This window comes from Provencibacterium massiliense, assembly GCF_900169495.1.
Taxonomy (GTDB): Bacteria; Bacillota; Clostridia; order Oscillospirales; family Ruminococcaceae; genus Harryflintia; species Harryflintia acetispora.
Map to the genome: position 1 here is coordinate 1,379,291 of NZ_FWCH01000012.1, position 17,568 is coordinate 1,396,858.

Genomic DNA, 17,568 nt, shown 5'->3' on the forward strand with positions numbered 1-17,568 from the left:
AAAACACATGCTCCAAAACATTTTCGATTCCCATGCCCACTATGACAGCCGGCAGTTCGGCCAGAGCGATCAGGGCCTGCCCGACCGGGACGCGCTGCTCGGCGCCATCCTCCCGCGCGCCGGGGTGCGCCGGGTGATGAACGTGGGCAGCGACTACCCCTCCAGCGTGCAGAGCCTGCGGCTGGCCAAGACGTATCCCTTCGTCTCCTGCGCCGTGGGGGTCCACCCCGAATCGGCCAGCGATCTTGAAAACGGATGGCTCGAAAAGATCGAGGCGCTCGCCGGGGAGGGCGAGGTGCGCGCCATCGGGGAGATCGGGCTGGACTACCACTACGAGCCCTACAGCCGCGAGGACCAGCTCGCGGTCTTTAGCGCCCAGCTCGAGCTGGCGGGAAGGCTGGGGCTGCCGGTGATTGTCCATTCCCGGGACGCCGTGCAGGACACCATGAACCTGCTGCGCGAGTACCGCCCGAAGGGGATCGTGCACTGCTTCTCCGGCTCGGCCGAGACGGCGAAGGAGGTGGTCGCGCTCGGAATGTACGTCGGCTTCACCGGGGTGGTGACCTTCAAAAACGCCAAGAAGGCCCTGAAGGCCGCCGAGGCGGTGCCGCCCGAAAGGCTGCTGGTGGAGACCGATTGCCCCTACATGGCCCCCGAGCCGCACCGCGGGCAGCGCTGCGACTCCTCGCTGCTGCCCTTTACCATCGCGGCGCTGGCCAAAATAAAAGGGGTCGGCGAGCAGGAGCTCGCCGACCTGACCTACCGCAACGCCTGTAAAGTTTACGGCCTCCCCGACGACCTTTAGGTCTCAGTGGAAGGGATATAGCGGCTGATGATCTCCATGGCCGCCTCGTTGTCCTCGAGCATCAGCATGATCAGGTAGGAGCCGTAGCGGTAGATCTCGGCCTCCTGGGCGATCTTGTGCGAATCGAGGATGTCGTAGCTTTCGCTCTTGCGCACCCGGTCGAGCTTGATCGCCTCGAGGTTTTCACGCACGACGTCGTAGCTCGACTCGTAGGGCTTGATGATATACACGTCCGCGATCCCATAACGCCCGGAGGAGTAGCGCACGTAGTACTCCTCAATGTCGTTCCACAGATCGAACCCCAGGGTGTCCTCCATCAGGTCGTCGTCGGCCACCGTGACCTCTTTGATATCAATGTCGCGGTAGATCTCTTCGATCGCCCCTTCGGGGTCCGCCGCTATACTGACCTTGGGCAGGTCCTGCTGCGGCGGCGCCTCCTCACTCTCGTTTGCGCCGCAGCCGAACAGCGGCAGCGCCACCAATATCACCGCCAGAAGGGCGGAACATATTTTTTTCATCCAAAACCTCCGCGCCGCCTTCGGGCGGCATTGTTCGTCGCGTGTGGGCATTCTCCCGGTCCCCGGACGGGACAGGGCGATATTTATAAGTATAGCTTTTTTGAGACCGGTGTCAAGCGCGGCGGAATATCCACGCCCCCGCACCCGTAAAATGAACAGAGAGCTTTGCGGCGGCCGCCCAGGATTTTTCCCGGTCCAAAGAAAAAGGGCCGCTGCCAAAAGCAAAGGGGCGCGGCGTCGATTCCCGGCCCAAAGAAAAAAAGCGCGCCCCTTCTTTACTTTTCACCGGGAAATCGTTATACTTAGTAGTAACGCGATTTGACTGATGAAAGGGCTGGAAGTAACTTGCAGCAGTATGGAATTTGGATTGTAACCGGCGTGCTCGCCGTCGCGCTCCTGATCGGGGCGTGGTATCTCTACCGCTACCTGCTCTACCGCAGCGGGAAGCTGGGGAAGCAAAAGGTGTCCGCGGCGCTCAAAAAGTTCGGCGTCATCCGCAACTTCAAGGTGGTGGACGACCTCAACCTCTCGTATAACGGCCGGGCGGCCCACATCGACCATATGCTGATCGGCTTCTTCGGGATCCTGTTCGTCAGCACGGTCAACGATACCGCCGAGTATTACGGCGACGCAAAAAGCGAGGGCTGGACCCAGGTGACGGCCAAAACCCGCAAAAAGATGCCCAACCTCATGCAGGAGAACCTGCACAACATCGACGTGGTGCGGGAAATCTTCTCGAAGAACGACATTTACAACATCCAGATGGAAGGGGTCACCGTCTTCTGCGGCAGCGTCAAAAAAAGCCTGATCGGGATCACCGGGGCGCAGGGGCTCATGACCTTCAAAAAATTCAAGGCCTATCTCGGCAAAGCCAAGTTCGATAAGGACAACGACGTGGACGTGCCGGGGCTCTACGGGCTGATCATGAAGTATAAAGTGTAAGGACGGCCGGGACGCATCTGCGTCCCGGTTTTCTGGTACCCGCTCCTGCGGGACGGTCAGGGTTTCCGATTGTCCACCTCAAAAAGACAAACGTTTTGTGCAGAGCGACATATTTTGCAAAATCCATTGACTTTACCCGGACCCGCACCTATAATAAGAAATATATCATCGCACTAAAGTGCTGATATACAACCCGCTTTACGCGGGCGCGGGGCGCTCTCGCGTCACGCAACAAAATGATGACTGGAGGCAATGTTTTATGGCTAGGGTTTACAATTTCTCCGCAGGCCCGTCCATGCTGCCCGAGGCGGTGCTGCGCCGGGCGGCCGACGAAATGCTGGACTACGGTGGATCAGGGCAATCCGTGATGGAGATGAGCCATCGATCTAAGGAGTACGGAGAGATCATCGGCGGCTGTGAGGCGTTGCTGCGCAGTACGATGGGGATTCCGGACAACTATAAGGTGCTCTTTTTGCAGGGGGGCGCGTCCAGCCAGTTCGCCATGGTGCCGCTCAACCTGCGCAAGGGGGGCAAGGCCGACTTCGTGCTGACCGGGCAGTGGGCGAAAAAGGCCCATTCCGAGGCCAAGAAGTTCCTCTGCGCCAACGTGGTGGCCGACAGCTCGGACAAAACCTTTTCCTACATACCCAAGCTGGATCCCCAGAAGTTTGATCCGGACGCCGACTATTTCCACATCTGCTACAACAACACCATCTACGGCACCCGCTTCCATGCGCTGCCCGACACCGGGAAGGTGCCGCTGGTGGCGGACATGTCCAGCTGCATCCTCAGCGAGCCTGTCGACGTCTCCCGCTTCGGCGTGATCTATGCCGGCGCGCAGAAGAACATGGGCCCGGCGGGGCTGACGGTGGTGATCATTCGCGAGGACCTGATCGGAAACGCCGACGAGAGCGTGCCGACCATGTTTAACTACAAGACCCATGCGGACAACGATTCGATGTACAACACCCCGCCCACCTATGCGATCTACATCTGCAAGCTGGTGCTCGAGTGGCTGCGCGACGAGATGGGCGGCCTTTCGGGGATGAAGGCCCAGAACGAGCGCAAGGCCGGGATGTTTTATGACTACCTCGACTCCTCCGCCCTCTTCAAAGGGACGGTCGACAAGGCGGACCGCTCGCTGATGAATATCCCGTTCGTCACCGGCGACGAGGAGCTGGACAAAAAGTTTGTCAAGGAGGCGGCCGCCGCGGGGTTCGTCAACCTCAAGGGGCACCGGAGCGTCGGCGGGATGCGCGCCTCGATCTACAACGCCATGCCCGTCGAGGGCGTTATCAAGCTAATCGAATTCATGAAGGAATTCGAGCGCCAGAACGGCTAAGCGCCGCTTCTGAAATAGAAGGAGGAACCCGACTTGTATCAAATCAAGCTGCTCAATAAAATTTCCCCCTCGGGGCTGGATGTCTTCCCCAAGGGGCAGTACTCCTACGCCGAGGAGGCGCAGAGCCCCGACGCGATCATGGTGCGCTCGGCCTCGCTGCACGAGTATGAATTCGAGCCGTCCATCAAGGCGGTGGCCCGCGCGGGCGCGGGGGTCAACAACATCCCGATCGACCGGTGCAGCGAGCTTGGCATCGCCGTCTTCAACACCCCGGGCGCCAACGCCAACGCCGTCAAGGAGCTGGTGGTGGCCGGGCTGCTGCTCTCGGCGCGCAAGGTGGTGCCGGCCATCGAATGGCTCTCCACCATCAAGGACGAGGGGGACGCGGTCCCGGGCCTCGTCGAAAAGGGGAAGGGCAAATTCGCCGGGCCCGAGCTTAAGGGCAAGAAGCTGGGCGTCATCGGGCTGGGGGCCATCGGCGTGATGGTCGCGAACATCGCCCGCCACTTCGAGATGGAGGTCTACGGGTACGACCCGTACATGTCGGTCTCGGCCGCCTGGGCGATCTCCCGCTCGATCAACCACGCCTCCTCGGTCAAGGAAATCTTCGAGACCTGCGACTTCATCACCCTGCATGTGCCCCAGACCCCCGAGACCAAGGGGATGATCAACACCGAGTCGATCAGCACCATGAAGCACGGGGTGCGCATCCTCAACTTCGCGCGCGGCGGGCTGGTGGTCAATGCCGACATCCTCGCCGCCATCGACGAGGGGAAGGTCGCCTGCTATGTCACCGACTTCCCGAGCGCCGAGCTGATCGGCCAGAAGAACGTGGTGGTCATTCCGCACCTGGGCGCCTCGACCCCCGAGTCGGAGGACAACTGTGCCACCATGGCCGCCGAGGAGCTGCGCGAATACCTGGAAAACGGGAACATCAAGAATTCGGTCAACCTGCCCTCCCTGTCGATGGAGCGCAGCGGCAAGGTACGCCTCGGGGTCATCCACCGCAACGTGCCCAACATGATCTCCCAGGTCACCCAGACGCTGTCGGACGCGCACATCAACATCGGGAACATGACCAATAAATCCCGCGGCGACTACGCCTATACCCTGGTGGACGCGGACAGCGACCTGCCCGCCGGACTGATCGACACCATGCAGAAGATCGAAGGCGTCATCCGGGTCACAATTTATTAACCCCTCCCGGGGGTTCCAAGGGGTGTGACACACCCCTTGGCAGAGGTTTGGAGACGGCGTCTCCAAGGTCTTTATTCGTCAAGGCCCGGAAGAGGGGAATCAAACGCTCCGGTGGAGCGTTTGAGGGGAGGAACCCAAGGGGGTTCCTCCCTTCTTTTCTTACACCCCAAAAGGGGAGGGAACGGCTTTTGCCGTTCCCTCCCCCTTTTATCCCTGATCCGCTCAGCCCTGGCCGGTCACGAGCCGCAGAAGCAGCTCGACGATCTTCTCCATCGACTGCACCGAAATATACTCGTAACGCCCGTGCATGTTGTGCCCGCCCGCGCAGATGTTCGGGCAGGGCAGTCCCATGTAGGACAGGCGCGAGCCGTCGGTCCCGCCGCGGGTCGGCTCGACGATCGGCGTGATCCCGAGCTCCACCATCGCGGCCTTTGCCGCCTCGATGAGCTCAAAATGCGGCTCGATCTTCTCGCGCATGTTGTAGTAGCTGTCCCGCAGCACCAGGTTCACCGTCCCGGCGCCGTACTTCTCGTTGAGGTAGTCGGCGATGGCTTGCAGGGTATGCTTGCGTTTTTCAAAGAGGCCCCGGTCGTGGTCCCGCACGATGTAGTGCAGCCGCGTGCGCTCCACCGACCCCTCGAAGCCCTCGAGGTGGTAAAAGCCCTCGTAACCCTCGGTAAAGGCGGGAGCCTCTTGGGGCGGGAGCATGCTATGAAATTCCATCCCGATCAGGATGGAATTTTTCATCTTGTGCTTGGCGCTGCCGGGATGGATGTTCACTCCGCTGATCTGCACCTTGGCATCGGCGGCGTTGAAGGTTTCAAAGCTCAGCTCCCCGAGCACCCCGCCGTCAACCGTGAAGGCGACATCCGCCCCAAAGGCTTTCACATCAAAGAAATCCGCCCCCCGGCCGACCTCCTCGTCGGGGGTGAAGGCGATTTTAAGCGGCCCGTGCGGAAGCTCGGGATGGGCCATCAGGATTTCGGCCAGCTGCATGATCTCGGCTACCCCGGCCTTGTCGTCCGATCCGAGGAGGGTGGTCCCGTCGGTCACGATCAAATCCTGTCCGACATACTGGCCCAGCGACTCGAACTCCTCCCGGCGCAGCACGATCCCCCGCTCACCGTTCAGCACGATGTCCCCTCCGTCGTAATCCTTTACGATCCTGGGCCTGATGTCCTCCCCCGAAATGTCGGGCGAGGTATCCATGTGGGCGATCAGTCCCAGCACCGGGCCCTTCCTCTTGACGGTGGCGGGGATGGTCCCCATCACATAGCCGTTGTCGTCCATGCGCGCGTCCGCGATCCCCAGCTCCTTCATCTCGCGCACCAGCTCCTCGCCCAGCGCCTTCTGCTTTTCGGTGCTGGGGAAGCAGTCCTGCTCGGGCAGGGACTGGGTGTCAAAGGAAATGTACTTCAAAAAACGCTCGGTCACATTGCTCACAGGAATCCGCCCCTTTCTAAAATCACTCAAGATACCGCAAAACCGCGACCACCTTGCCCAACACCGACATCTCGCTGACCAGGATCGGCTCCATCGTGCTGTTGCGCGGCTGCAGGCGGTAGTGCCCGTCCTCGCGGTAAAACTCCTTGACGGTGGCCTCGTCCTCGATGAGCGCCACCACAATGTCCCCATTTTCAGCCGAAGGGGTGCGCCGGGCGACGATGTAATCCCCGTCGAAGATCCCCGCCTCGATCATGCTCTCCCCCTTGATTTGCAGCGCAAAGAGCTCGTCGTGGGTGTAGCGCCCGGTCTCAAAGGAGATGTATTCCCCCGTCTCCTGTACCGCCAGGATGGGCGAGCCCGCCGTGACCACGCCGAGCATGGGCACGCGCAGCGTCTGGGTGCCCTGCCCGCCGGGATGGAGCACCCGGATGGAACGGTTCTTGGCGTTCTCGCGGCGGATATAGCCGCCCTGCTCGAGCTCGTTGAGATATTTGTGCACCGTAGAGGTGGATTTGATATGGAGCTTCTGGCAAATCTCCCGCACCGAGGGCGGGTATCCCTCATTGTCGATGTTCTCTACAATGAAGGCCAGCACCTGCCTGTGTATGTCGCCGATCGCGCCCATAAGACCCCTCCTTCGCTTTCTTGGCAATCGCCACTCTGTGGTTATTATAGCATACTCATGCGGCAAACGCAAACATATGTTTAAATTTTCTTTAAGCCTCCTAAAACGGATTGTTCAGAATTCATCGAATGTTATTTAAACGTTTATTCACAACGCTTTAACAAACAATTCCTGCAACCTTGTATAATAAAAGCATACCCGGTGGATATGAAGGACCTGCCGAAGGGAACGGATTATCCAAACGCTATGCCGCAGCGTTTCGGGTATTGCTCTACCCTCCTCAAAACACACCTCAAACAAAGAAAAAAGCCGCCATACGTATGGCGGCTTTTTTCTGTCCCGCGTCTTTTAAACGGCGCGGAGGCGTGCTATAATTTTTACATTGCCACTGGAAAGTTAAAAAAGGCCGGGAGGGGAAACGTTTGCGCCCCGACATAAGCTCCCGGGAAAGGAATGGTCATCAACATGTCCCATTTTGAAAAACAGCTGTCCACGCGCTCCATTTATGATGGACGGATCGTCCACCTGCGTACCGACACCGTCGAGCTGGAAAACGGCGAGCAGACGCTGCGCGAGGTGATCGACCATCCGGGCGGGGTGGGAATCGTCGCGCTCGACCGCGAGGACAACGTGCTGCTGGTACGGCAGTTTCGCTACCCCTTCTCGCAGGAGCTGCTGGAAATACCGGCGGGCAAGCTGGAACGCGGCGAGGACCACTACGTCTGCGGCCTGCGAGAGCTGCAGGAGGAGACCGGCTATTCGGCCAAGACCTTCCAGTATCTCGGCTGCCTCTACCCCACTCCGGCCTATCTGACCGAGATTACCCATCTCTACTACGCCCGCGACCTAACCGCCGGCGGACAGAAGCTGGATGAGGACGAATTTCTCAGCGTGCTGCGCCTTCCCTTCGCGCAGGCGGTGCAGATGGTGCTCGACGGCGGGATCCCCGACGCCAAAACCCAGGTCGGCCTGCTGCGGGTGGATGCCTTGCGCCGGCAGGGCAAACTCTGATTTGTGATTGGGTACAAAATATAGAAACCACGAAAGGCGGCTCTGTACACAGCCGCCTTTCGTGGTTTTTACATCCCCGCCTATTGGTATGGTTCACCTACACAAACCATACCAATAACTATAATATATTATCTTCCAAATGTTTGCAATTGGTTTTTCGAATTTATTTCTAAGTGTTTTTAACAAATATTAGTAATAATTTTTGGATATATCTCACAACCTTATCGCCAAGTTCGACCATTTTCTCCTGTGATTCGAGAAAATACCCCGGGTACGAACACCGCGCGAGGAAAATCATTCCTCCTCCGGGCCGAACAGCCAGAGCAGGAAGGTGACCACCATCGCCGCAGCCGAGACCGCGATGGCCGTTTTCCGCAGGATCTCCAACCGGGTCACCCGCAGGAAAGTCTGGGTGTGGAAGCCGTCGGTGACGATCTGGTCGAACTCGTCCTCGAACTCCTCGGTCGAGACCACAAGCGCCGGGCCGTACTTCGGGGCGATCACGTCCACCGACAGGTCCCGCTTCCCCCGCCCGGCCCTGTGCAGGGAACGCATGATATATCCGGCGGCATATTTCGCCGTGAGAGACACGGCCAGCATCGCCGCAGAAATTTTCATCAGCAGAATTCTTTTCTCTCCCAATGTCCGGCGCCCCCTTTCATTTTCTCTTCCTTCACTAACTTTGCCAAAAAGGATTAAGCCCATTCCCTTAGGCCCAAACTTTTATCGGGCAATTCGCCGCTGCTATTATAGTAACACAGGAGCGCGCATAAAATCAATGCGGACCGGATGAATTTATTGCGGCGGGAGAAAAAGTATGGTATACTCGAATTGGAAATTATTTCTTATTATCCGCTGCAAAAACCGGCGGCGGTAGAACAGGACTGCTAAGATGGACAAGCGTTTAAACGGGCGGGTCTGGCTGCTTGACGAGATTCGTGGGGTCGCGATCCTGCTGATGGTGCTTTACCACACCGGGTACGACCTGGTGGCCATCTTCGGGCTGGACTTTCCCTTCTTTTTTTCGCGGGGGCTCAACTTTGTGCGGGACCTGATGGCCGGTACCTTCATTCTCCTCGCCGGGTGCGCCTGCCGCTTTTCCCGCAACAACCTGCAGCGGGGACTGAGCGTCTTTCTGTTCGGTATGGCGATGACGGCGGTCACCCTGCTCATCATCCCCGAGCAGCGCATCCTCTTTGGGATTTTGCACCTGCTGGGGCTGTCGATGATCCTCTTTCCCTTCCTGCGGCGCGCGCTGGACAGGCTGCCGCCGCTATGGGGGTTCCTGCTCTTCGCCGCGCTGTTTTTGCTGCTCTTTCGCGTTCCGGCGGGACAGGTGCTCGGCCTGCCCCTGCCTAGCGCGCCGTATGAGCTGCGCTTTTTGTTCCCGCTAGGGTTCCCTGCCCCCGCCTTCTATTCCAGCGACTACTTCCCTATCGTCCCCTGGATGTTCCTCTTCTTTGCCGGGAGCTACGCCGGAATCCCCATCAAGGCAGGCAGGTTCCCTTCCTTCTTCTACCGCCAGCACAGCGAACCGCTGTGCTTTATCGGGCGGCACACCCTCTGGATTTACGTGCTGCACCAGCCGATCATCTACGGCTTGCTCAGCCTGATTTTTAACGTCCTTCTCGCATAACACGGTCAAAGGGGGAATTGGCCATCAAACGGATCATTCTGCTGCTCACGGCGGTCTTTCTGCTCTACAACCTCGAGGCGCACCTGCGCTTTGAGGTCAGCTTTCCCCTGCCTGAGCAAAGCGGCATCGAAATCTACAACCAGTTTCTCTCTTCGCTGCAGAGCGGGGTCATCCAAAAGCGCAGCACCATGCTGCGCAGCAAATACGACCTGGTCAACACTGAGGAGGAAAACATCCGCTTCTCCCGCGAGGGCGGGCGGCTCTATCTGACCTATCAGCACCGTTACCCCGCGGTGTTCTGGAGCTGGCCGACCCCCAATTACTACGACTCCGACCGGTATTATTACCAGCTCAAGGGGGACTGGTTTTACGACCGGTTCGGCTATTTCGACGACCAGGTCCGGCTCGGATATTTTTCCATCCCGCCCGAGGTGCTCGACGGGTTGAGCCTGACCAAGGACCTGGTCGAGCTGTCGGGGGACGGCTACCGGATCACCCTGGTGGCCGAGAATGAAAGCGGCAGCGTACACAATGAAATCGTCATGCAGGCGAGCGCCGATGGGATCATCCACCGGATTGTAATCAGCCAGTACGGCGATAAGCGGGACGGCGGCCAGCGCCCGCTGCTCGGCCGGCATACCATCCATTACAGCCATGTAAATCAGCAGGTCCCGATCAAAAAGCCGAAAGGCCTCAGCACCCGGATATAAAGCACGCCCCGGCCGCATGGCTGGGGCGCTTGTATGATAAGAATTTGACCGTTAGCATAGGTTGCTAACGGTCGTCTTTTTATCTGTTTTTGGAAGGAAACGCGAAAACCTTGCCGGTCCCCTCCGAATTTATCCTAATTATATCCTGTTCTGGAACGGATTTCAAGCCAAAACCTTAATTTTTGCTCTTTCCCCTCAGCCAAATGACCGAGAGCAACCTATGCTGTAGGTCAATTTATTTTGATTGAGGGGGCCATATCATGAAAAGGATCGTTATCGTTTGCACCGCCGTTTTGGCGCTTGCCGTATTGGGCGGCTTCACGCTGGGGGACAGCGGGGCGCGGGAGCATTACGCCGGGCTGCTCCGGGAGGGGATCATCACCGGGGCTGAATTTATGGTGGGCAGCATTTCTGCGGAAATGCAATTGCCGGCTGACGCCGGCGACCCACCTCATGGGGGGAATCATCCCCCCATGGACCCCCTAACTCTCCGAGGGGGGATAAGCGTGGGTGAGAGTGAGAAGGAGCCGCTTGACGATTTCGTCATCGGCGAAATCACCCAGGGCCGCGAGGCAGGTGAACCCGCGTGAGGATTCCTTCGCGCCGGGGCGCCGCCGCCATCTTTGCCATCCTCTTTTCGCTGAGCTTAGCAAGCCCAGCCTTGGCCGCCACCGTCGGAGAGTCGGGGGGAGTCTCCGGCGGGGCGGAAATAGAATACGAGCCCTCCCCGGTTCCCGGGGGGAGAACGGCCCGGGCGGCGCTGTTCTCCGCCGGGGCAGAGACGGAAGCGATCACCGTCAAGCTGGGCAATAACAATCCGGACCTGATCACCGGCTTCACCGTCGCCGCCGCCCCGGCGGGCAGCGGCGCGGCCCTCTATGGCGTGCGGCAGGGGGCGGGCTGGGACTATAAAATCCCGTTTGCTTCCCCGCCCCAGGAGGACACCGACTTCACCATCACCGTGACCTCCCAAAGCAGCGTCCCCGGCTTCCACGAGGCCGGGGTGAAGGAAACGGTGATGACCTACAACGCGATCAAGAGCCTGACGATCAGGAGCGGGGATACCGACGCGACCGGGAAAACCCTCTACCTGCAGACGAACAACGCCCAGGGGCGGCAGAGCGTGCAACTGACCGCCAGCAAGAATGGCAGCACAAGCAGTACCGGCCCGACCGGCCACCCCTACATGAAGGCGAACGGCTACGCCGAACAGGTCCTCTGGACGAGCAGCAACCCGTCCGTCGCGTCGGTGGACGCGACCGGGCTCGTCACCGCCCATACCGGCGGGACGGCGACCGTCACCGCCAGCGTCTACGGCGGCAAGGTGAAGGCCACCTGCACGGTCAACGTCTCGGCGGTGACGGGGGTGTCGCTGAGCCACACCGCCTATACCCTCTTCACCGGCGGCACAGCGGCCGAGACGCAGCTCACCCTCACCGCCGCCCTGACGGGCGGGGTATCCAGCGACGAGCTGGAATGGACGAACAGCAATCCCGGCGCTACCGCGATGACAGTCGCGGCGGACGGGCGCAGCGCCACCATCGACGCCAGCGGCAAGACGGCGGGCAGCACGACGATCACCGCCCACATCAAGGGGGCGCCGGACACAGCGCAATACAAGGCGAGCTGTACCGTCACGGTGGTGACGATTAACAGCCTCACCATGAATCCAACCGGCTACACCCTCTACATCCCGGGGCCGCCGCAGACGGTCCAGCTGACCGCGACGGTAACGCCCAACGCCGCCACGGTCTGGAGCAGCAGCAACCCGGCCGCCGCGACGGTCAACCAGACCGGGCTGGTGACAGCGGTCGCGCCGGGGAGCACGACCGTCACCGCGACGGTGGGCGGCAGGAGCGCCAACTGTGCCGTCACGGTCAAGGACAGGATCGCTGTCACCTCGGTGACAGTCAGCGGGAACAACAACCTGGTGCGCACCAGCGACAACCTCAGTCCCACCTCCCAGCTTTCTGCCACCACCGATCCCCCCAACGTCACTTTCCCGGCGGTGACCTGGGCGAAGACCGGCGGCAGCGCCGATATCAACATCAGCACCTCCGGGCTGGTGACCGCGACCGCGGCGGGCAGTGCCACCTTCACCGCCACTGTGGACGGAATAACCAGCGCACCCTACACCGTTACCGTGACCGACCAGAAGGTCACAGGCATCACCATTGCCCAAAAGTCGGTGGACAAGGGCGGTACGGTGCAGATGAGCGCCACCGTGAGCCCCGCGAACGCCCTCAACCGGAATATTACCTGGTCGCTGGCCTCGGGGAATGTGGCTTCCATCAGTGCTGCCGGCCTGGTCACCGGCGGGGTCGGCGGAAACGGCACCATCACTGTACGCGCCAGCGCCGCCGACGGCTCGGGCGTGTCGGGGACCGGGACGGTCACTGTTAATGGGTGTGAGCATGCCCTCTCAGCCGGCGGCTACGGCTCCGGGGCGGGAACTTCGGGGAAGCCTTGGATCGTGGCCAGCGCGGGACAGCTGCAACACGTCAACAGCCATTTGGCAGGACATTTCCGGCAGTCCGCCAACATCGACCTGTCCTCCTACGGGCAGTGGACCCCGATCGGGAATTTTGTTTCCGGCACCATCGACGCTCCCTTTACAGGACTTTACGATGGAAACGGAAAAATAATAACAGGTTGTAAAATCAACGGTGGCTTCCTACGCGGTTCATTATTCGGTTGTGTCAGCGGTTCGGGGGCAGGAGTAAAAAATTTATCCGCCCAAAATTTCACCATAAACGTTTCCAACGTAAACACCAGTGACACAAGCGCAGTCGTCAACTATTTGATGAATGGCGCCGTTGTCTCGGGGTGCCGGGTTCTCAATTCCACACTAACCTGCCATTATTCTGGAGCAAGCATCGTCGCTGCCATCTATGGAAATAGCCGGGTAGAAAATTGCTACGCTGACGACAATACAATTACAGGAACGAGTGTGGGTGGCATTACAAGCTGGATGCAGGAGAACGGAGCAATCAAAAATTGCTTCTCCTATTCCAATCGGCTAACCGCCAACGGTGGCGCGCTAGGTGGTATAGCAGCTCAAACCTTCAGCGGCTCTCCTGCCCTTTCCGGCAACTACTTCCTCAACTCCACCGCCTCCTACGGCGGCGGCAACCCCCTCACCAATACGGGCGCCACGCCGCTCGCCGCCGCAGCCTTCAAAAATTCCGCCAGCTTCTCCGGCTGGGACTTCTCCACCGTCTGGTACATGCCCGCGAACGGCAACTATCCCATGCTCCGTCACTTTACGCAATAATACCACAAAGCCCCGGCCTGTAAACAGGCCGGGGCTTCTTATTCTCTCTTAGAAGTTCTTATACCTGGAACGCGTCGTGCACGGCGTTGAGGGCCTTTAAGGAATCCTCCTCGTCAATCAGCACCGAGATTTTGATCTCGCTCGTCGAAATCATGTGGATGTTGATGTTCGCTTCGCTCAACGCCTCGAACATCTTGGCCGCGACGCCGGGATTGGCGACCATTCCCGAGCCGACGACCGACACCTTGGAAACCGTCTTGTCACAGGTGATCTGCTCGCAGCCGAGCACGTCCTTGATCTCCTCGAGCGCCTGCACCGCGATGTCGCTGTTCGAGCGGGAAACGGTGAAGGAAATATCCTTGGTCCCATGCCGTCCGATCGACTGCAGGATGATGTCCACGTTGATTTTGCGTGCGGCGAGCAGGGAAAATATCTTGAATGCGATACCCGGGACGTCCGGCACGCTGACGACCGAAACGCGCGCCACGTCGTTGTCCCTGGCAACGCCCCTGATTAACATTTTTTCCACCTTTATGACCTCCTTAACTTCGGTACCTGATTTCCTCTCGAGGCTCGAGAGCACTTCCAGCTTCACATTGTATTTTTTGGCCATCTCCACCGAACGGTTGTGCAGCACCTGCGCACCCAGCGAGGCCAGCTCGAGCATCTCGTCGTAGGTGATTTCGTCCAGCTTTCTGGCTGTTTTTACAAGGCGCGGGTCCGCGGTATAGACCCCGTCCACATCGGTGTAGATCTGGCACAGGTCCGCACCGAGCACCGCCGCCAGCGCAACCGCGCTGGTATCCGACCCGCCCCGGCCCAAGGTGGTGATATCGTCGTAACGGTTCAGGCCCTGGAAGCCCGCCACGATGACAATGTTATGTTTATCAAGCTCGTTTTGCACGCGCTCCTTGTCAATCCGGCGAATCCGCGCGTTGCCGTGGTTGGAGTCGGTCACAAAGCCCGCCTGCCAGCCCGACAGGGATACCACCGGGAATCCCATACCCTCGATCGCCATGGCCACCAGCGAGGCCGAAATCAGCTCCCCGGTGGAGAGCAGCATATCCATCTCCCGCTTGCTGGCCTTGGGGTTGATTTCCCCCGCCTTTTCGATCAGATCGTCGGTGGTGTCGCCCTGGGCGGAAACCACCACCACCACCTCGTTGCCCGCCTTGTATGTATCGGTGATGATCGAGGCGACGTTTCTGACTCTTTGGGCGTTCGCCACCGACGAGCCCCCAAACTTCTGTACGATTATTCCCATTCTCCTTGCCTCCAACTCTGTTCAAAGCCGCCATTGCGCCGCAACAGCCGGCCCGTCCTGATATATTGATCCGCTTCCCTATTATATGCCGCCCGGAAGCAAACCGTTTTTTGCCCAGTGCTAGTCAAGCTTGGTCGCGGCGCCCCGGTTGTCGATGGAAAGCATTTGCAGCCGCCAGCCGTCCATCCCCCTCTCACCCAGGCGGGCGTTGCACAAACTTTCAAAGTCGAAAAGATCCGTGTTCACAATGGACATCACCGTCGGCCCCGCGCCGCTGACGAACGAGGCGTAGGCCCCGAACTCGTAGGACATTTCGAAGATGTCCTTTGCCCCCTTGATCAGCGGCAGCCGGTAGGGCTGGTGGAGCCTGTCCGCGCAGGCGACCCGCAGGTTCTGGTAATCCCCCGAGTAGAGCGAAACGCTCATCAGCGCCGCGCGGGAGAGGTTATACACCGCGTCCTTATGCGAAATTTCCAGCGGGATGACCTTGCGCGCCTTGGAGGTGCGCAGCTCGAAGTCCGGGATAAAGGCCGCGAACATCAGATCGTCCTTGATGGTCTGCTTGACGTGGTAGACCTCCCCCTCCTCGATGGCGGCGGTCACCAGTCCCCCCAGCAGCGCTGGGGCCACGTTGTCCGGGTGCCCCTCGAGCTTTACCGCCATGCGCAGCAGCGCCTCGTCGTCCAGCGGGCGGCCCATCAGCTCGTTGCCAGCGCAGAGCCCCCCCACGATGCACGCCGACGAGCTGCCCAACCCCCTGGCCATCGGGATGTTGTTGGTCTGCAAAATCCGCAGCCCGGGCAGCTCGCGCCCGCAGACGTCGTAGAGATACTTCACCGTCTTGTAGACCAGGTTCTGCTCGTCCTGCGGGATTTTCACCGCGTCCGCCGAGGAGATTTCCACCCGGTCGTATTCCTCGACCTCGAGGTAGTTATAGAGCGTCAGCGCCAGGCCGAGGGCGTCAAACCCCGAACCGAGGTTGGCGCTGGTCGCCGGTATCTTGACCTTCACCATTTCTTTATGGCTCCCCTTTTCACTCAGTAATCCAGCGTGCGGATGCACGAGAGCACCTCGACGCCGTCGCTTTGCATCTGCCGGCGCGCCGCGGCGATCCGCCGCTCGGTCATCTCCTCGGTGACGAAGGCGAACTCGTCGTCGTGCTCGCCGCCCCGGTGCAAGGTCCTGATGTTGCCGAAGCAGCTGACCGCCGTCTCCTTGGCGTGCACCCCCCGGCAGCGCACATAGACGCCAGCCGGGTAGTCCTCGTAGTTTCCGACCGTGTCAGCCTGCGAATCGGTCCAGCGCAGCGACTCGATGGTCCCCTGCGCCTTGGCGCAGTCGATGATGTCCCCCATCACCGCCGAGGCGGTGGGCAGCTTGCCCGCGCCCTTGCCGTAGAAGACCACGTCCCCGGTCGCGTCCGCGCGCACCAAAATGCCGTTGAAGACGTCGTCCACCGTCGAGAGCTGGCTCTCATGCGAGATCAGCGCCGGGGAGACCATCACCATCAGCTTGCCGCTCTCCAGGCGCTTGGCGCGGCCGATCAGCTTGATCACCCCGCCCCAGTCCTCGGCGTACTGCACGTCCTCCAAGGTCACCTTCGTGATCCCCTCGGTGTGCACCTCCTGCGGGTAGACGTGCTTGCCGTAGGCGAGGGAGGCCAGGATGCAGATCTTGCGGCAGGCGTCCTGCCCCTCGACGTCGGCGGTGGGGTCCTTTTCTGCGTAGCCCAGTTTCTGCGCCAGCGCCAAGGCGTCCGAGAAGGACATCGACTCGCGGATCATCTTGGTGAGGATGAAGTTGGTGGTGCCGTTCAAAATCCCGGCGATCTCGTCGATCTGGTTGGCGGCCAGGCACATGTGCAGCGGGCGGATGATCGGTATCCCGCCGCCGACGCTGGCCTCGAACAGGTAGTTGACCCCATGCTCATGCGCCAGGGCGAGCAGCTCGGCCCCCTTCTGGGCGACGAGCTCCTTGTTCGAGGTGACCACGCTCTTGCCAGCGCAAAGCAGCGCCTTGGAATAGGAAAACGCGGGCTCGAGCCCGCCCATCACCTCGGCGACGATCTCCACCTCGGGATCCTTTAGAATCGTGTCGAAGTCGTGGATGACCCGGTCCGCGTAAGGACTGTCTGGAAAGTCGCGCAGATCGAGGATGTACTTGACCACGATCTCATCCCCGGCGCGGCCGCAAATGCTTTCCTTGTTCTTGTCGCAGAGCTCGACGACCCCCGAGCCGACGACCCCAAACCCCATAACCGCTATCTTTTTCATATCGAATCGACCTCGTTTCCTGTAGTGAGTGTCCAATTTATAAGTTATAAGTCAGATGTTGGTCGCGCGGACCACGCCGTCGAGGGACTGCATCATGGCGATGAGCTCATCCACCGATACCCGCCCGCTGTCCAGGCGCACGGCCAGCGAGACCGGCGCCACCCCGTCCACCGGGATGTTCTGGTTGACGGTGATGATGTTCGCCCCCGCCTTATACAGCTGGGTGAGCAGGTTGGAGAGCACCCCCGGTTCATCCTCCAGCGTGACGTAGAGGGTGGTCACGCTGTTTTGCAGGTGTTCGTCAAACCGGTGCACAAAGTCCTTGTACTTGTAATAGGCGCTGCGGGAAATCCCCGCCATGCGCGCGGCCTGGGAGGAGTTCTGCGCCTTCCCCTGCGCGATCAGCTGCTTTGCCCGCACCACACGCACAAAAATGTCGGGCGCGATGGTGGAATCAATCAGCAAATATTTCGGTGTTTCACTCATAAGTCCGCCTCCCAGAAACGTTTGTCCTGCCAATGGATA

At 59.9% G+C, this 17,568-nt stretch carries 17 protein-coding genes; 9 read left to right on the plus strand and 8 right to left on the minus strand.

Annotation, left to right across the window (positions count from 1 at the left end; all coding sequences use genetic code 11):
- Positions 1–7: 7 nt before the first annotated feature.
- Positions 8–805 (plus strand): TatD family hydrolase, encoded by a 798-nt coding sequence (locus tag B5477_RS11665; protein ID WP_079699850.1) that lies wholly within the window; start codon positions 8–10, stop codon positions 803–805.
- Here the strand turns inward: B5477_RS11665 and B5477_RS11670 are convergent.
- A complete protein-coding gene (locus tag B5477_RS11670) occupies positions 802–1,323 on the minus strand; it encodes a DUF4358 domain-containing protein (RefSeq protein WP_159449026.1) in 522 nt (173 codons plus the stop codon). The two genes, B5477_RS11665 and B5477_RS11670, sit on opposite strands and share 4 nt — an antisense overlap.
- A gap of 345 nt (positions 1,324–1,668) precedes the next feature.
- On the opposite strand from B5477_RS11670, the gene B5477_RS11675 reads away from it, so the two are divergent.
- The 3 genes from B5477_RS11675 to B5477_RS11685 all read left to right on the plus strand — a co-directional run bounded on the left by B5477_RS11675 (position 1,669) and on the right by B5477_RS11685 (position 4,804).
- Complete coding sequence (locus tag B5477_RS11675) at positions 1,669–2,265, plus strand: nuclease-related domain-containing protein (RefSeq protein WP_159449027.1); 597 nt, start codon at positions 1,669–1,671, stop codon at positions 2,263–2,265.
- A gap of 259 nt (positions 2,266–2,524) precedes the next feature.
- Entirely contained in the window at positions 2,525–3,607 is a 1,083-nt protein-coding gene (gene serC / locus B5477_RS11680) for a 3-phosphoserine/phosphohydroxythreonine transaminase (protein ID WP_079699853.1), read from the plus strand.
- A 33-nt stretch (positions 3,608–3,640) separates the two neighbouring features.
- The gene (locus B5477_RS11685) at positions 3,641–4,804 is read left to right on the plus strand and encodes a phosphoglycerate dehydrogenase (protein WP_079699854.1); all 1,164 of its coding nucleotides are present in this window, start codon (positions 3,641–3,643) and stop codon (positions 4,802–4,804) included.
- 222 nt (positions 4,805–5,026) lie between these two features.
- On the opposite strand, the gene pepT is transcribed toward B5477_RS11685, so the two are convergent.
- Together pepT and lexA are read right to left on the minus strand one after the other, a co-directional pair.
- Positions 5,027–6,247 (minus strand): peptidase T, encoded by a 1,221-nt coding sequence (gene pepT / locus B5477_RS11690; RefSeq protein ID WP_079699855.1) that lies wholly within the window; start codon positions 6,245–6,247, stop codon positions 5,027–5,029.
- A gap of 22 nt (positions 6,248–6,269) precedes the next feature.
- Positions 6,270–6,875: a transcriptional repressor LexA gene (lexA, locus tag B5477_RS11695; protein ID WP_079699856.1), complete on the minus strand. Its 606-nt coding sequence runs from the start codon at positions 6,873–6,875 to the stop codon at positions 6,270–6,272.
- A 465-nt stretch (positions 6,876–7,340) separates the two neighbouring features.
- Here lexA and B5477_RS11700 point away from each other — a divergent pair, with 465 nt between their 5' ends.
- On the plus strand, positions 7,341–7,886 hold the full coding sequence (locus B5477_RS11700) for an NUDIX domain-containing protein (protein ID WP_079700478.1): 546 nt from the start codon (positions 7,341–7,343) through the stop codon (positions 7,884–7,886).
- Positions 7,887–8,180: 294 nt separating this feature from the next.
- Here B5477_RS11700 and B5477_RS11705 read toward each other — a convergent pair whose 3' ends face one another.
- Complete coding sequence (locus B5477_RS11705; protein ID WP_079699857.1) at positions 8,181–8,528, minus strand: hypothetical protein; 348 nt, start codon at positions 8,526–8,528, stop codon at positions 8,181–8,183.
- A 250-nt stretch (positions 8,529–8,778) separates the two neighbouring features.
- On the opposite strand from B5477_RS11705, the gene B5477_RS11710 reads away from it, so the two are divergent.
- The 4 genes from B5477_RS11710 to B5477_RS11725 all read left to right on the plus strand — a co-directional run bounded on the left by B5477_RS11710 (position 8,779) and on the right by B5477_RS11725 (position 13,506).
- A complete protein-coding gene (locus B5477_RS11710) occupies positions 8,779–9,522 on the plus strand; it encodes a heparan-alpha-glucosaminide N-acetyltransferase (protein ID WP_079699858.1) in 744 nt (247 codons plus the stop codon).
- A gap of 17 nt (positions 9,523–9,539) precedes the next feature.
- Entirely contained in the window at positions 9,540–10,232 is a 693-nt protein-coding gene (locus B5477_RS11715; protein ID WP_079699859.1) for a hypothetical protein, read from the plus strand.
- 260 nt (positions 10,233–10,492) lie between these two features.
- Positions 10,493–10,822, plus strand: a complete 330-nt coding sequence (locus tag B5477_RS11720) for a hypothetical protein (protein WP_079699860.1) — start codon at positions 10,493–10,495, stop codon at positions 10,820–10,822.
- The gene (locus B5477_RS11725) at positions 10,819–13,506 is read left to right on the plus strand and encodes an Ig-like domain-containing protein (protein WP_079699861.1); all 2,688 of its coding nucleotides are present in this window, start codon (positions 10,819–10,821) and stop codon (positions 13,504–13,506) included. Before B5477_RS11720 ends, B5477_RS11725 begins: the two co-directional genes overlap by 4 nt.
- A 58-nt stretch (positions 13,507–13,564) precedes the next feature.
- On the opposite strand, the gene B5477_RS11730 is transcribed toward B5477_RS11725, so the two are convergent.
- From B5477_RS11730 to B5477_RS11745, 4 genes are all read right to left on the minus strand, one after another.
- The gene (locus B5477_RS11730; RefSeq protein WP_079699862.1) at positions 13,565–14,770 is read right to left on the minus strand and encodes an aspartate kinase; all 1,206 of its coding nucleotides are present in this window, start codon (positions 14,768–14,770) and stop codon (positions 13,565–13,567) included.
- Positions 14,771–14,890: 120 nt separating this feature from the next.
- On the minus strand, positions 14,891–15,784 hold the full coding sequence (thrB, locus tag B5477_RS11735) for a homoserine kinase (protein WP_079699863.1): 894 nt from the start codon (positions 15,782–15,784) through the stop codon (positions 14,891–14,893).
- Between the two features lie 23 nt (positions 15,785–15,807).
- Positions 15,808–17,043 carry a homoserine dehydrogenase gene (locus B5477_RS11740; RefSeq protein ID WP_079699864.1) on the minus strand — a complete coding sequence of 412 codons (1,236 nt, stop codon included), beginning with the start codon at positions 17,041–17,043 and terminating at the stop codon, positions 15,808–15,810.
- A 51-nt stretch (positions 17,044–17,094) separates the two neighbouring features.
- Positions 17,095–17,529 (minus strand): ACT domain-containing protein, encoded by a 435-nt coding sequence (locus B5477_RS11745; RefSeq protein ID WP_079699865.1) that lies wholly within the window; start codon positions 17,527–17,529, stop codon positions 17,095–17,097.
- Positions 17,530–17,568: the final 39 nt, after the last annotated feature.